This is a genomic window from Bordetella petrii (assembly GCF_000067205.1).
GTDB lineage: Bacteria > Pseudomonadota > Gammaproteobacteria > Burkholderiales > Burkholderiaceae_B > Bordetella_A > Bordetella_A petrii.
The window spans coordinates 4,169,034-4,182,623 of sequence record NC_010170.1 but is presented as its reverse complement, the minus strand read 5'-3'; the positions used below and the strand labels follow the sequence as shown (position 1 = coordinate 4,182,623).

Genomic DNA, 13,590 nt, shown 5'->3' with positions numbered 1-13,590 from the left:
CTTACTGCTTGCCTTTGCTCTTGCTTTTGGCGGTTTCGCGGTCGTAGGCGTCGCGGTTGAAGCGTTCGCCGCCAGATTCGGCCACTTGCCGCACGATTGCCCAGTCTTTCTGGTACGTAACCGGGTAGAAGCGGTCAGCCCCGTCGAAGGCTTCTTTCATTTCGTCGGGGAAGCGGAAGTCATAGAAGCACTTCAGCATTTTGTCGCGGAACTTGGGTTCCAGGTCGTGCGCGTACGAGAACGACGAGGTCGGGAATTTCTCGCTGGTGTAGATGATGCGGAAATCTTCTTCCTTGACCTGGCCGCGTTCGGCCATGCGGTGAAACACGTCCGAAGCCACGGCCGCGGCGTCGTAGTCGCCCGAGTTCACGCCCATGACGGACTGGTCGTGCTTGCCCGAGAAGATGACCTTGTAGTCTTTGTCGGGCACCAGGCCTTCTTTGGGGAACAGCGCCACGGGCGCCATGTGGCCCGAGTTCGACGACGGCGACGTGTGGGCCAGCTTCTTGCCCTTCAGGTCGGAGAGCTTCTGGTACGGGCTGTCTTTCTTGACGATGACGATCAGGTTGTAGCCCTGGAAGCCGTCGGCATAGCCCTTGACCGCGAACGGCACGGCGCCGGCGATGTTCACCGCGTAAGCCGTGGGGCCGGTGGAAAAGCCGCCCACATGCAGGCGGCCCGAGCGCATGGCTTCGATTTCGGCCGCGTTGCTTTGCACCTGGTAGAACACCACGCGCTTGCCGGTGCATTCGCTCAGGTAGTCGGTGAACGGCTTGAAGATGTTGGCGTACACGGCGGGGTCTTCGACCGGGGTGTAGGTGAACACCAGCGTGGACGGGGTTTTGAGTTTGTCGGGATCAGTGGGCGTATCGGCGACCATGTCATTGTTGGCGTCGCAATACATTTGATCCAGGTCGCCGCGGTTGGAGCAGGTGTCGGCGGCGTGGGCGGCTTGAAGGCCGAACGCCAGGCTAATGGCGGCGGCCGCTTGCAGCAGGCGTTGAGCTTGCATGATGGCGTCTCCTCTTTCCATGTTCGAATATGACAGAACATAAATATTCAAACACAAAAAAACGAAACCGCCCAGCCGGGAAATCACCTGCCTTTGTTTTCGTGTTGTTTTCGTGTCGCTTTCGTTTTTTTCGATTTGTTTTCGTTTTGACCGAAATCCCCGCGTTTATTTGCGGTATCCCAGTTTGCGCGAAATTTCCCGCGCGCAGGCCAGCAACGGCTTGGCAATAGTGCCGTCCCAGGCGACGTCGAACAGGCCCGACGGGCCCAGGCTGGTCAGCGCCAGCACGATGTTGCCCGTGCTGTCGAACACCGGCACCGATAGGGCGTCCACGCCTGGCAGCGGATTGCCGATGGCGCGCGCCATGCCGTGCACGCGGATGTCGGCCAGGCGCGCCTCGATGTCGGCATAGGCCACCTTGCGCGGCGGCTGCTGGCCGGCGATGACAGCCGTGTCGCCTTCTTCGCGGTCGATGTAGTGCTCGGCCACCTTGGGCGGCAGCCACGCGGCGAACACCAGCCCGGTGGCGGTGTGCAGCATGGACATGACCGTGCCCTTGCGCATGTTCACGTGCACCGGATAGCTGGCTTCGGTCATGTGGATCATGGTGGGGCCGTGCGAGCCCAGCACGGCGATGCCCAGGGTGTGGCCGATGCTCGATTGCAGCGTGGCGATTTCGGGCATGGCCACGCGCACCGGGTCCAGCCGCTGCAGGCTGACCAGGCCCATCTGCAGGGCGAACGGCCCCAGCTCGTACTGGCCCGTGGCGGCGTCCTGCTGTACCAGGCCCACCCGGATGAAGCTGACCAGGTATGGGTGCGCCTTGGCCGAGGTCATGCCGGCCGCGCCGGCCAGGTCGCGCAGGGTCAGCGGCTTGCCTGCATCGACCAGGGCGGCCAGCAGCGGAAAGCCGACTTCCACCGACTGGATGCTGCGGCGGCCGTCGTTGGGTTTGGCGGGGGGCGGGCTGGATGCGGTCATGATTGCGGTGTGTCGGCGCGGGCCTTCAGCAGGCGTTCGGCCATTTCGACGAAACCGCCGCCGCCGTGGCGTTCGGCCACGTAGGCGGGGCGGTGGGCCAGCCGGTGCAGCAGGGCCTGGATATTGGCCACGCCGACCGACACCGGAAAAAACGCGAACATGGGCTCATCGTTGGGCGAGTCGCCAATGAACAGGCAATGGGGCAGCGCCTGGTCGATGTCCAGACCCAGCTCGCGTTCGAACAGGGTGCGGGTCATGGTGAGCTTGTCGTAGTCGCCGAACCAGCCGTTGACGTGGATGGAGCTGACCTTGGCCTGGGCGCCGGCCTCCTGAAAGATGTCCACGATGCGGCTGACCGCCGCGTCGGGCAGCGCCGGCACGTCTTCGCAGAAGTCGATGGCCAGGTCGGCCACCCGGTAGTCCTGGTCGCTCGCCACGGCGGCGCCCGGCACTTCGCGCAGCACGCGGTCGCGGATGGCATCCAGTCGGGCGCGGCTGGCCGCGCGCGCCTGCGCGTCGGCCCAGTAGTGCGCCTTCATGCGGCGCGCGGCCCGGTCGTAGGCGTAATAAAACGCGCCGTTCTCGCCCACCACAGCGCGCACCGGCCACATGCGGGCGATGTGGTCGCACCAGCCGGCCGGGCGGCCGGTGATGGGCACCACCTGGATGCCGGCCGCGTCCAGCCGTTCCAGCGCCGCGTAGGCATCGGCGGGCAGGCGGCCGTCGGTGGTCAGGGTGTCGTCGATATCGGTGAGCACGATGCGCACCGCCGCAGCAACGGAAGCAGGCATGGCTGCAAGTGCTTGCATGGGGATCCTTGTAGTGTTCTGGCGGTTTTTCCTGGGCGCAGTTTAACGTCGGGCGGCGGCCCGCCGGCGGTCTGGCCGGGCTCCCGGCCGGTAAGCGCATAGCTGAACCATTGTAGAACCAATATCAAAAACAGGTTTGCATTCTGGTTCGCCACTGGTACTCTTTGGTGCCGCTGCGATGATCGGGCGCCGCATTCGAGCAAACCAGAGACAAGGAGGAGCAAGGTGGGCAAAAAACCAATAATGCCGCTGATTCTTGCGGCCAGCATGACGCTTTGCGCCGCACCGGCCAGCGCTGCGGACGCGGCCGGCGCCTACCCCCAGCGGCCGATCACTATAGTTGTACCATTTGGTGCCGGAGGTTCCGCCGATGTGTACGCCCGCTACCTGGGCGAGCAACTGCAAAAGCAGTTCGGGCAGTCGGTCGTGGTCGAGAACAAGCCCGGCGCCGGCGCGGTCATCGGCACGGCGGCGGTGGCGCGCGCCCAGCCCGACGGCTACACCTTGCTGGTCATGTCCAACACGCAGACCGTCAACGAGACTCTGCTCAAGGACAAGCCCTACGACCTGATGAAAGACTTCGAGCCTGTCGCGCCCATCAACGAGGCCAGCCTGGTGCTGGTGGTCAAGAAGGGCCTCGATGTCTCCAGCGTCCAGAACCTGATCGCGCTCGAAAAGAAAAAACCCGGCGCGCTCAACTACGCCAGTTCGGGCATCGGCACCCCGTATCACATCGCCGGCGAGCTGTTCCGCTCGATGGCGGGCACTAACGCGCAGCATGTGCCCTACAAGAGCAGCGGCCAGGCGCGCACCGGCGTGGCGGCGGGCGAGGTCGACTATATGTTCGACGCCATCGCCACCATGCAGCCGTTCGTGGCGGACGGCCGCGTCAAAGCGCTGGCCACGACCGGCAAGCAGCGCTCGCCCGTGTTCCCGGACTTGCCCACCGTCGACGAAGCCGGCCTGCCGGGCTACGAAGCCAATATCTGGCTGGGCCTGCTGGCCCCCAGGGGCACGCCGCCCGCCATCGTGGCCAAGCTCAACCAGGCCATCGGCGCCATTGCCGGCAACCCGGCGGTCAAGCAGCAGTGGGCCAAGGACGGCGTCGCCCCCATGGTAATGAGCCCCCAGGCCTTCAAGGAATACTTGCAGCAGGACATCGCGCGGCTGCGCAAGATCGCCCTGGACGCCAACATGGTGCAGCCCTGAACCGGGCGCCTGGCGAAGCAAGCCCATGCCCGCTGTCATCTACGTCAACGGCGCGCGCCAGGAAATCGAGGCGCAGGACCAGCGTGCCCTGCTCGATATCCTGCGCAACGAACTCGGCCTGAAAGGCGCGCATTTTGGCTGCGGCGCGGGCAGTTGCGGGGCGTGCACCGTGCTGGTCGACGGCGTGCCCGTGCAGGCCTGCGACACGCCGCTGTGGTCGGTGGAAGGCAAGCAGGTGGTAACGGTGGAGGGGTTGGCGCGGCATGAAGCCGGCGCACGGCTGCAGCAGGCCTTCATCAGGCACGGCGCGGCGCAGTGCGGTTATTGCACCTCGGGCATGCTGGCGGCGGCCACGGGGCTGTTGATGCGCTGCCCGCATCCCGATGCCGCGACGATCCGCGAGCACATGGACCGCAACCTGTGCCGCTGCGGCAGCCATCTGCGGGTGATCCGCGCCATCAGCGAGGCCGCCGGGGCCGGCGGGGGCGAGCCATGAAACCCGCCTTCGCGCCGCTGGCGGCCGACGACGGCATGCCGGTCAGCCTGCAGGGCAATCCGCTGCTGTCCAGCTGGGTGGCGTTCCGCGCCGACGGCGAAGGGCGCGTGTGCATCTATTCGGGCAAGGTCGAGCTGGGGCAGAACATCCTGACAGCGCTTGCGCAGATCGCGGCGCAGGCGCTCGGCGTGCCCATGGCGCGCATCACGATGATGCCGGCCCGCACGGGCGTCAGCCCCGACGAGTCCATTACCTCGGGCAGCCTGTCGATCCAGCATTCGGGCATGTCGCTGCGCATGGCATGCCGTCATGCGCGGCGCCTGTACACCCAGTGCGCGGCCGCCCTGGCCGGCGTGGCGCCGGCCGACGTCGGCCTGCACGACGGGGCGTTCGTGGCCGGGGGGCGCGAACTGGGCACCTACTGGAGCCTGGCGCGCTACGTCGACCTGGCCGTGCCGGTGGAGCCGCCGCCTGGCGACGAGGCCACACCGGGCCAGGACGGCTGGAGCGAGCCGGCGCTGGGCCTGGCCGATAAGGTGCATGGCCGCTACGGCTTCATCCACGATCTGTCGCTGCCGGACATGCTGCATGGCCGCATGCTGCGCCCGCCGTCGATAGGCGCGCGGCTGGCGCACCTGGACACGGACGCCGTGCAGGGCCTGGAATGCCCGGTGCAAGTGGCGCGCAGCGGTTCGCTGGTAGGGGTGCTGGCCCGTTACGAGCACGTTGCCAGCCAGGCCGTGGCGCGCCTGGCCGCCTCGGCGCGATGGCATGAGCAGGCCTGCCTGCCCACGCAGGACGAGCTGCCGGGCTGGCTGCGCCGCCAGCCGTGCGAGACCCTGACCTACCGCCAGCAGGGGCCGGCCGATGCCGGCGGCGGGGCGCGGGCCAGGACTTTTACCGGCGACTACTTCAAGCCTTTCATCAAGCACGCCTCCATCGGCCCGTCGTGCGCCTATGCCTGCCTGCGCGACGAAGGCACGCTGAAAGTATGGATGCACGGGCAGGGCATCTATAACTTCCGGGCCGACCTGGCCGTGGCGTTCGGCATGCCGGCGGAACAGATCATCGTGGAGCACGTGCCGGGCGCAGGGTGCTATGGGCACAATGGCGCCGACGACGCCGCGTTCGACGCGGCCTGGCTGGCGCGGCAGGCGCCCGGGCGTCATGTGCGGGTGCAGTGGTCGCGCGCCGATGAGCTGTGCTGGGCGCCCCAGGGGCCGCCGATGTCGGTGCGGCTGCAAGCCGATGTCGACGCGCAAGGCCGCATACTCGACTGGCGCGCCGACGTATGGGGGCCGGGCCACAGCCTGCGGCCCGGCCGTGCAGAGACTCCCACGCTGCTGGGCAGCTGGCACCAGGATCCTCCCTGCCCGCCGCTGTCGGCCGTCAATGCGCCCATTGCCGCCGGCGGCGGCGCCGAGCGCAACATCATTCCGTGCTACGACATTCCCTGCAGCGCGCTGGCCTCGCATCGCGTCCTCAACATGCCCGTGCGCACGTCGTCGCTGCGCTGTCTGGGGGCTTTCGCCAATGTCTTCGCCATCGAGGCCTTGGTCGACGACATCGCGCTGGCCCATGACATCGATCCCGCCGATTACCGCCTGGGCATGCTGTCCGACCCGCGCGCCGTCGCCGTTATCGAGGCCGTGCGCGCCATGAGCGGCTGGAACGGCAGGCCGGCCGGCAGCGCGCAAGCGGGGTGGGGCATGGGCTACGCGCGCTACAAGAACAAGGGCGCCTATTGCGCGGTGGTCGCCCGCGTGTCGGTGGCGCGCAAAGTATCGGTGCGCGAGCTGTTCATCGCCGTGGACGTGGGCGAGGTCATCAACCCCGACGGCGTGATGCAGCAGATCGAGGGCGGCGCCATCCAGGCCTGTTCCTGGGCCATCATGGAACAGGCGCGCTTCAGCGACCGCATGCTGACTGATGACGAATGGGAAAAATACCCGGTCATCCGTTTTACCGAAGTGCCCCAGGTACAGGTGCGCGTGCTGCCCCGGCCAGACCAGCCGCCGGTGGGCGCAGGCGAGCCCTCGCTGGGGCCGGTGGCGGGGGCCATCGGCAACGCGGTGCGCGACGCCCTGGGCGTGCGAGTGCCGGCGCTGCCGCTGGATTTCGACAACATCGCGCGCGCCATCGAGACCGCGGCATGAGAACGCACAATGAAGGAGCACCAATGAAGGAGCACCAATGAAATTGTTCATCCTGAGCGGGGGGGCCGCCCTGGGCCTGGTCGACGCGGTGCGCGCCCGGTTCGAGTCCGAGGCCGGCTGCGCTATCGCGGGCGAATTCGGCGCCGTGGGCGCCATGAAAGAAAAACTGCTGGCCGGCGCCGATTGCGACATCGTCATCCTGTCGCGCAAGCTGGTCGATGACCTGGCGGGCACGGGCCACGTGCAGCCGGGCAGCATGCGCGACCTGGGCATCGTCAGCACCGGCGTCAGCGTCAAGGCCGGCAACCCCACGGTGCCCGTGGATACCCCGGACGCGTTCGAGCGGGCCTTGCGGGACGCCGATGCGGTCTACGTGCCCGACATGCAGCGCTCTACCGCCGGCATGCACATGAAAAAAGTGTTCCAGCAACTGGGCGTGCTGGACGACATCGCGGCCAGGATCAAGGAATTTCCCAACGGCGCCACGGCCATGAAAGCCATGGCGGCCGCGCCCGGCAGGCCCGTGGGCTGCACCCAGATCACCGAAATCCTGTACAGCCCCGGCGTGCAGGCTGTTGGCCTGCTGCCCGCGGGCTGCGAGCTGGACACGGTGTACACGGCTGCCGTCACCACCGGCGCACGCCAGGCCGAACAGGCCCGCAAGCTGATCGCCATGTTGACCGACAGCGGCCTGGACGCCTACAAGAACACGCACGGATTCCGGGTCTGAGCCCCGGGCGCCACGCCGATACGACAATCATCTTCAACGACAAAGGAATCAAAGTGAGGCTAGCAGCATACGAAGAGCAGGGCGCCGCCCGCATCGGCATCGTCTCGGCCGACGGCCAGTCGGTCCAGCCCCTGCAACTGGACGGCGTGGACACCCGGGCCGGCATTCTGCCGCTGATTACGGCGCAGGTTCCGCTGGCCGAACTGGCCCGCCAGGCCGGCCCGGCCCGGCCGCTGGGCGGACTGCGCCTGCGCGCGCCCGTGCCCCGGCCGGCGCGCAACATCTTCTGCGTCGGGCGCAATTACCATGAGCACGCCAACGAGTTGTCGGGCTCTATTTTCAAAGACAGCAAAGACGGCGAGGCCTGGCCCATCATCTTTTCGAAGGTGCCCGAGTCGGTCGTGGGACCCGCGGACGACGTGCGCCTGCCGCAAGGAATATCGGCCGACATCGACTACGAGGCCGAGCTGTGCCTGGTGATCGGCAAGCAGGGCAAGAACATCGCCCGCGCCGAGGCGCTGGACTACGTGTACGGCTACACCATCGTCAATGACGTGACCGCGCGCGACGTGCAGCAGCGGCATCGCCAATGGCACCTGGGCAAGTCGTTCGACACGTTCTGCCCCATGGGCCCCTGGGTCGTCACCGCCGACGAGCTGGACGCCGGCGGCATCGACATCCGCTGCCTGGTCAACGGAGAAGTCCGGCAGTCGGCCAACACGCGCGACCTGATTTTCGATATTGGCACCATCATCGAAAACTGCTCGCGCGGCATCACCCTGTATCCGGGCGACCTCATCGCGACGGGCACGCCGGCGGGCGTGGGCATGGGCATGGACCCGCCGCGCTTCCTGAAAGACGGCGACGTCGTGCGGGTCGAGATCCAGGGCATCGGGCACATCGAGAACACGTTCAAGGCCTAGGGCCGGCGACCCGCGGCCACTGGCGCGGCGATCCGGCCCCAGCGTTTGCGCGGGGCCGGCGGGGCCAACCCGCCCCATCGAATGGGCGGTAAAATCAGGGTTTTCCTGCCCGTCCCCCTCCATTTCATGTCTGCCCCGCTTGCCTCCATTGCGCCCGGCGCCGCGCCCGAATCCTTCGGCATCGCCTCGGTCGCCGAGATCATCGCCGAGCTGCGCGCCGGCCGCATCGTCATCCTGGTCGACGAAGAAGACCGCGAAAACGAGGGCGACCTGGTCATGGCCGCCGAGTTCGTCACGCCCGAGGCCATCAATTTCATGGTCACCCACGGCCGCGGCCTGGTGTGCCTGACCCTTACCGAAGAGCGTTGCCGCCAGCTCGAGCTGCCGCTCATGGCCAGCCGTAACGGCACCCGCTACGGCACCAACTTCACCCAGTCCATCGAAGCCGCCGTGGGCGTCGAAACCGGCATTTCGGCGGCCGACCGCGCCCGCACCATCCAGGTGGCGGTGGCGCGCGACGCCAAGCCCAGCGACCTGGTCCAGCCCGGCCATATCTTCCCTGTGCGCGCGGTGCCCGGCGGCGTGCTGGTGCGCGCCGGCCACACCGAAGCCGGTTGCGACCTCACCGCCATGGCCGGCCTGACGCCGGCCGCCGTCATCTGCGAAATCCTCAACCCCGACGGCACCATGGCGCGGCTGCCCGACCTGGTCGAGTTCGCGCGCCAGCACAACCTGAAAATCGGCACCATCGCCGATCTCATCCAGTACCGCAGCGAACACGAATCCGTGGTCAAGCGCGTGGGCGACCGCAGCATGCAGACCGCGTGGGGCGAGTTCCGCGCCGTGGCATACCAGGACACGGCCAGCGGCTCGGCCCATCTGGCGCTGGTGCACGGCGACATCGACCCGCAGCGCGAAACCCTGGTGCGCGTGCACGAGCCCGCCTCCATTCTCGACGCCCTGGACGCCGGCGCCACCGCCCACAGCTGGGGCGTGGGCCGCGCCCTGCAGGCCATCGCCAAGGCGCCGGCTGGCGTGGTGGTGCTGATGAACTGCCAGTCGTCCGCCGAGCATCTGTTCCAGCAAATCGCCGGCTGGTCCGACACCGACGCGCGCCAGCCCGCCCGCGACGGCGACCGCTACGGCCTGCGCACCTACGGTATCGGCGCGCAGATCCTGCGCGACCTGAACGTCGGCCAGATGCGCCTGCTGGCCCGCCCGCGCAAAATGCCCAGCATGGCGGGTTTCTCGCTCACCATTACGGGTTACGATTGCGACCCTTCCTCCTCTGCCACTTCCCTTAAGGCCGACACATGAATCCTTACATCCTCACCCCCGACCTGAACGGCGAAGGGCTGCACATCGGCATCGTGCGCGCCCGTTTCAACGAAGAAATCGGCCAGGCCGAGCTCGATGCCTGCTTGCAGAAGCTGGGTGAGCTGGGCGTGGACGAGCGCGACATCATGGTGGTCACCGTGCCCGGCGCGCTCGAACTGGGCGTGGCGCTGTCGCACATGGCCGAAACCTTCGAATTCGACGCCCTCATCGCCCTGGGCGCGGTCATCCGCGGCGAAACCTACCACTTCGAAGTGGTCAGCAACGAAATGGCCCGCGCCATTTCCCGCATTTCGCTAGAAACCGGCATTCCGGTCGCCAACGGCGTCCTCACCGTCGACACCGACGAGCAAGCCCAGGCGCGCGCGGCAGGCAAGGGCGGCGACTGCGCCCTGGTGGCGGTCGAAATGGCCAACCTGGTGGCGGCGCTGGAACCCGAAGAAGACGACGAAGACGAAGACGAAGAGGACGAAGATTTTGACGACGAAGAAACCGACCGCCGCTGATAGCGCGGCGCAGGCCCGCGCCAGCGCCCGCCGCCGCGCCCGCGAATTCGCCCTGCAGGGCGTCTACGCATGGCTGCTGCGCGGCGGCGAAGGCACGCAGGACGCCGGCGAGATCGACGCGCACCTGCGCGACGCCGACGACTTCTCCGAAGCCGACGCGCAGTGGTTCAAGACGCTGCTGCACGGCGTGCTGCAAGAAGCCGGTGGCCTGCGCGAACGCTTCACCCCCTACATCGACCGCCCGCTGGGCGAACTGTCGCCGGTCGAGCATGGCATTCTGCTTATCGGCAGCTACGAACTCGTGCATCACCTCGAAGTGCCGTACAAGGTTGCCATCAACGAAGCCGTCGAACTGGCCAAGTCGTTCGGCGGCACCGACGGCTTCAAGTTCGTCAACGGCGTGCTCGACAAGCTGGCCGCCGACGTGCGGGCGGCCGAGGTGCAGGCCGCCGCGTCGCAGCGCCGCTAAGGCCGGCCGGCGCCGCGGCGGGCGCGGGCCTGGAGACCATCTTGGCGTCTGAATTCGACCTCATCGCGCGTTATTTCACCCGGCCCGCGCCGGCCGGCATGCTGGGTGTGGGCGACGACTGTGCCCTATTCCCGGTGCCGCCGGGCATGCACATCGCCACCAGCACCGACCTGCTCATCCAGGGGCGGCACTTCTTTCCCGACGTCGATCCCCAGGCCCTGGGCCACAAGGCCCTGGCCGTCAACCTGTCCGACCTCGCCGCCATGGGCGCGCAGCCCGTCGGCTGCGTGCTGGGCCTGGCCCTGCCGCAGGCCGATGACGCCTGGCTGGCCGCGTTCGCGCGCGGCTTCCACGAACTGGCCGATGCCCACGGCTGCCCGCTCATGGGCGGCGATACCACCCGCAGCCCGCACGACCTGGCCATCAGCGTCACCGTGTTCGGCGCGGTGGCGCCCGCCCGCGCGTTGCGCCGCGACGCCGCCTGCGCGGGCGACGAGATCTGGGTGTCGGGCGCGCTGGGAGCGGCCGACGTGGCCTACCGCCTGCTCGACGGCCAGCTACCGGCCGACGCCGCCCGGCTGGCCGATGCGCGCCGCGCGCTCGAATGGCCCGAGCCCCGCGTGGCGTTGGGGCTGGCCCTGGGCGGCGTGGCCCACGCCGCCATCGACATTTCCGACGGCCTGCTGCAAGACCTGGGCCATGTGCTGGCCGCCAGCGGCGTGGGCGCGAAGCTGCGCTACGGCGCCATGCCCGTGGCGGCGGCCGTGCGCGGCCTGCCCCCTGCCGCGGCGGCGCAAGCCGTGCTGGGCGGCGGCGATGCCTACGAGCTCTGCTTTACCGCTGCGCCCGGCGACCGCGACCGTGTGCTGGCCGCCGCGGCAGGCGCCGGCGTGCCCGTCACCGCTGTCGGCCATATCGACCCGTGCCCCGGCATCGTGGTCCTGGGCGCCGATGGACGGCCCATGGACGGCCTGCCGCGCGGCTTTGACCATTTTCCCGCTTCCTGACACACCATGACCGCTTCCTCCGACTCTTCGTCCGCCTCGATGCGCGACCGCATGCGCGTGGCCTACCCGCCGCCGCGCTGGGTGGCGCGCGACCCGGGGCGGCTGATCGCCTTCGGTTTCGGCAGCGGGCTGCTGCGCCCGGCCTCGGGCACGTGGGGCACCCTGCTGGCGTGGCTGATCTGGGCGGCCGCCGCCCCGGCCGCATCCGACCTGGCGCTGGCTGTCTTCCTGGCCGTGGCCTTCGCCTACGGTTGCTGGGCCTGCCATCGGGTCACGCGCGAATTGCAGGTCGACGATCATGTCGGTATCGTGTGGGACGAGATGGTCGCGTTCTGGCTGGTGCTGTGGCTCACGCCCGATACCTTCGCCGCGCAGTTGCTGGCCTTCGGCCTGTTCCGCCTGTTCGACATCGCCAAGCCGCCGCCCATCAAGTATTTCGACGCCAGGGTCAAGGGCGGTTTCGGCGTGATGTGGGACGACATCGTCGCCGCGGCCTATGCCTTGCTGGCCATGGCCATCGTCGTGCGTCTGGGGGTCTTCGCATGAACACGCAGCACAAGCCGGTTCCGGGGCTGGCGCCGGCCTCGCTATCGCAGGCCCAGGCCCTGGGCCTGGCCGAACGCCTGGGGGCGGCCCTGCAGCGCCGTGGCCTGCTCATGGGCACGGCCGAGTCCTGCACCGGCGGCCTGCTGGCAGGCGCCATCACCGCGGTCGCGGGTTCCAGCGAATGGTTCGAGCGCGGCTTCGTTACCTACAGCAACGCCGCCAAAATGACCGAGCTGGCCGTTTCAGTCGACACGCTCGACCGCTTTGGCGCGGTCAGCGAAGAAACCGCGCTTGAAATGGCCAACGGCGTATTGCTGGCCAGCCCCGACGTGCACATTGCCGCGTCCACGACCGGCATCGCCGGGCCGGGCGGAGCCACCCCCGGCAAGCCGGTGGGCATGGTGTGCTTCGGCTTCGCCATGCGCGGGGCCGACGGCATCACCTCGCGCGCCGCCACCCAGGTGTTCGCGGGCGATCGCGCCCAGGTCAGGCAGGGGTCGGTGGTGTATGCGCTGCGCGGGCTGCTCGAACTGATCGGCGAGCCCGTCAACCGTAGCCGGTGACCTCCGGCCCTTGAAGCCAGCCGCCCTCAGCGCACGCCGTTGATCGCGTCGCGCAGGTCGCGGGCGGCGTCGGCGGCTGCCTGGCGCCAGTCGTCGCCGCCGCTGGCGTACAGAATCGCGCGCGACGAGTTGATCATCATGCCGGTGCCGGCGGCGTTGCGGCCAGCGTTTACGGTAGCGGTGACGTCGCCGCCCTGGGCGCCGATGCCGGGCACCAGCAGCGGCATGGCATCGCCGATGCGCTGGCGGACCGCGGCGAGCTCGTTCGGAAAGGTCGCTCCCACCACCAGGCCGCACTGGCCGTCGGCATTCCATTTATCGGCCACCATGCCGGCCACGTGCAGGTACAGCGGCTCGCCGTTGTCCAGTTTCAGGAACTGCAGGTCGGACCCGCCCGGGTTGGATGTGCGGCACAGCACGATCACGCCGCGGTCTTTCCAGCCCAGGTAGGGTTCGACCGAATCCAGCCCCATGTACGGGTTCACCGTCATGGCGTGCGCGCCATAGCGCTCGTACGCTTCGCGCGCGTAGTGTTCGGCGGTGGTGCCGATGTCGCCGCGCTTGGCGTCCAGCACGATCGGCAGGTGCGGATGCGCGGCGCGGATGTGCGCGCAAAGCGCTTCCAGCTGGTCTTCGGCGCGATGCGCCGCGAAATACGCGATCTGCGGCTTGAAGCTGCAAGCGTATGGCGCGGTGGCGTCGACGATCTCGCGGCAGAACTGGAAGATGGCGTCGGGCTTGCCTTCGAGCTCGCGCGGAAAGCGTTGCGGGTCGGGGTCCAGGCCAACTTGCAGCAGGGTGTTGCCGGCGGCCCAGGCGTGTTCGAGTTGTTGGATGAAGGTCATGGA

General features: G+C 68.2%; 15 protein-coding genes. 11 read left to right on the top strand and 4 right to left on the bottom strand.

The features are described from left to right. Nucleotide 1: 1 nt before the first annotated feature. The 3 genes from phnD to BPET_RS20115 form a co-directional block, all read right to left on the bottom strand. On the bottom strand, nucleotides 2-1,012 hold the full coding sequence (gene phnD / locus BPET_RS20125; RefSeq protein WP_012250856.1) for a phosphate/phosphite/phosphonate ABC transporter substrate-binding protein: 1,011 nt from the start codon (nucleotides 1,010-1,012) through the stop codon (nucleotides 2-4). 165 nt (nucleotides 1,013-1,177) lie between these two features. Next, complete coding sequence (locus BPET_RS20120) at nucleotides 1,178-1,993, bottom strand: IclR family transcriptional regulator (RefSeq protein WP_012250855.1); 816 nt, start codon at nucleotides 1,991-1,993, stop codon at nucleotides 1,178-1,180. Beyond that, nucleotides 1,990-2,802, bottom strand: coding sequence for an HAD family hydrolase (locus BPET_RS20115; protein ID WP_012250854.1), 813 nt, complete (start codon nucleotides 2,800-2,802; stop codon nucleotides 1,990-1,992). The genes BPET_RS20120 and BPET_RS20115 overlap by 4 nt, the downstream gene beginning before the upstream one ends. Nucleotides 2,803-3,174: 372 nt before the next feature. On the opposite strand from BPET_RS20115, the gene BPET_RS20110 reads away from it, so the two are divergent. The 11 genes from BPET_RS20110 to BPET_RS20060 all read left to right on the top strand — a co-directional run bounded on the left by BPET_RS20110 (nucleotide 3,175) and on the right by BPET_RS20060 (nucleotide 12,742). Beyond that, nucleotides 3,175-4,011 carry a tripartite tricarboxylate transporter substrate binding protein gene (locus BPET_RS20110; protein WP_231852625.1) on the top strand — a complete coding sequence of 279 codons (837 nt, stop codon included), beginning with the start codon at nucleotides 3,175-3,177 and terminating at the stop codon, nucleotides 4,009-4,011. Between the two features lie 25 nt (nucleotides 4,012-4,036). Next, nucleotides 4,037-4,507 carry a (2Fe-2S)-binding protein gene (locus BPET_RS20105; RefSeq protein ID WP_012250852.1) on the top strand — a complete coding sequence of 157 codons (471 nt, stop codon included), beginning with the start codon at nucleotides 4,037-4,039 and terminating at the stop codon, nucleotides 4,505-4,507. Then, nucleotides 4,504-6,663 (top strand): molybdopterin cofactor-binding domain-containing protein, encoded by a 2,160-nt coding sequence (locus tag BPET_RS20100; RefSeq protein ID WP_012250851.1) that lies wholly within the window; start codon nucleotides 4,504-4,506, stop codon nucleotides 6,661-6,663. The genes BPET_RS20105 and BPET_RS20100 overlap by 4 nt, the downstream gene beginning before the upstream one ends. A gap of 37 nt (nucleotides 6,664-6,700) precedes the next feature. After that, complete coding sequence (locus BPET_RS20095; RefSeq protein ID WP_012250850.1) at nucleotides 6,701-7,393, top strand: molybdate ABC transporter substrate-binding protein; 693 nt, start codon at nucleotides 6,701-6,703, stop codon at nucleotides 7,391-7,393. 53 nt (nucleotides 7,394-7,446) lie between these two features. Next, entirely contained in the window at nucleotides 7,447-8,316 is an 870-nt protein-coding gene (locus BPET_RS20090) for a fumarylacetoacetate hydrolase family protein (protein WP_012250849.1), read from the top strand. A gap of 126 nt (nucleotides 8,317-8,442) precedes the next feature. Beyond that, nucleotides 8,443-9,633: a bifunctional 3,4-dihydroxy-2-butanone-4-phosphate synthase/GTP cyclohydrolase II gene (ribBA, locus tag BPET_RS20085; RefSeq protein ID WP_012250848.1), complete on the top strand. Its 1,191-nt coding sequence runs from the start codon at nucleotides 8,443-8,445 to the stop codon at nucleotides 9,631-9,633. Then, nucleotides 9,630-10,157: a 6,7-dimethyl-8-ribityllumazine synthase gene (gene ribH / locus BPET_RS20080; protein ID WP_012250847.1), complete on the top strand. Its 528-nt coding sequence runs from the start codon at nucleotides 9,630-9,632 to the stop codon at nucleotides 10,155-10,157. Before ribBA ends, ribH begins: the two co-directional genes overlap by 4 nt. Next, nucleotides 10,129-10,626 carry a transcription antitermination factor NusB gene (gene nusB / locus BPET_RS20075; RefSeq protein WP_041863097.1) on the top strand — a complete coding sequence of 166 codons (498 nt, stop codon included), beginning with the start codon at nucleotides 10,129-10,131 and terminating at the stop codon, nucleotides 10,624-10,626. The genes ribH and nusB overlap by 29 nt, the downstream gene beginning before the upstream one ends. 41 nt (nucleotides 10,627-10,667) lie before the next feature. Beyond that, complete coding sequence (thiL, locus tag BPET_RS20070; RefSeq protein ID WP_012250845.1) at nucleotides 10,668-11,633, top strand: thiamine-phosphate kinase; 966 nt, start codon at nucleotides 10,668-10,670, stop codon at nucleotides 11,631-11,633. 39 nt (nucleotides 11,634-11,672) lie between these two features. Beyond that, nucleotides 11,673-12,179, top strand: coding sequence for a phosphatidylglycerophosphatase A family protein (locus tag BPET_RS20065; protein ID WP_041863096.1), 507 nt, complete (start codon nucleotides 11,673-11,675; stop codon nucleotides 12,177-12,179). Then, nucleotides 12,176-12,742, top strand: coding sequence for a CinA family protein (locus BPET_RS20060; RefSeq protein ID WP_012250843.1), 567 nt, complete (start codon nucleotides 12,176-12,178; stop codon nucleotides 12,740-12,742). Before BPET_RS20065 ends, BPET_RS20060 begins: the two co-directional genes overlap by 4 nt. Nucleotides 12,743-12,768: 26 nt before the next feature. Here the strand turns inward: BPET_RS20060 and pyrF are convergent, their stop codons facing one another. Next, entirely contained in the window at nucleotides 12,769-13,587 is an 819-nt protein-coding gene (gene pyrF / locus BPET_RS20055) for an orotidine-5'-phosphate decarboxylase (RefSeq protein ID WP_012250842.1), read from the bottom strand. Nucleotides 13,588-13,590: the final 3 nt, after the last annotated feature.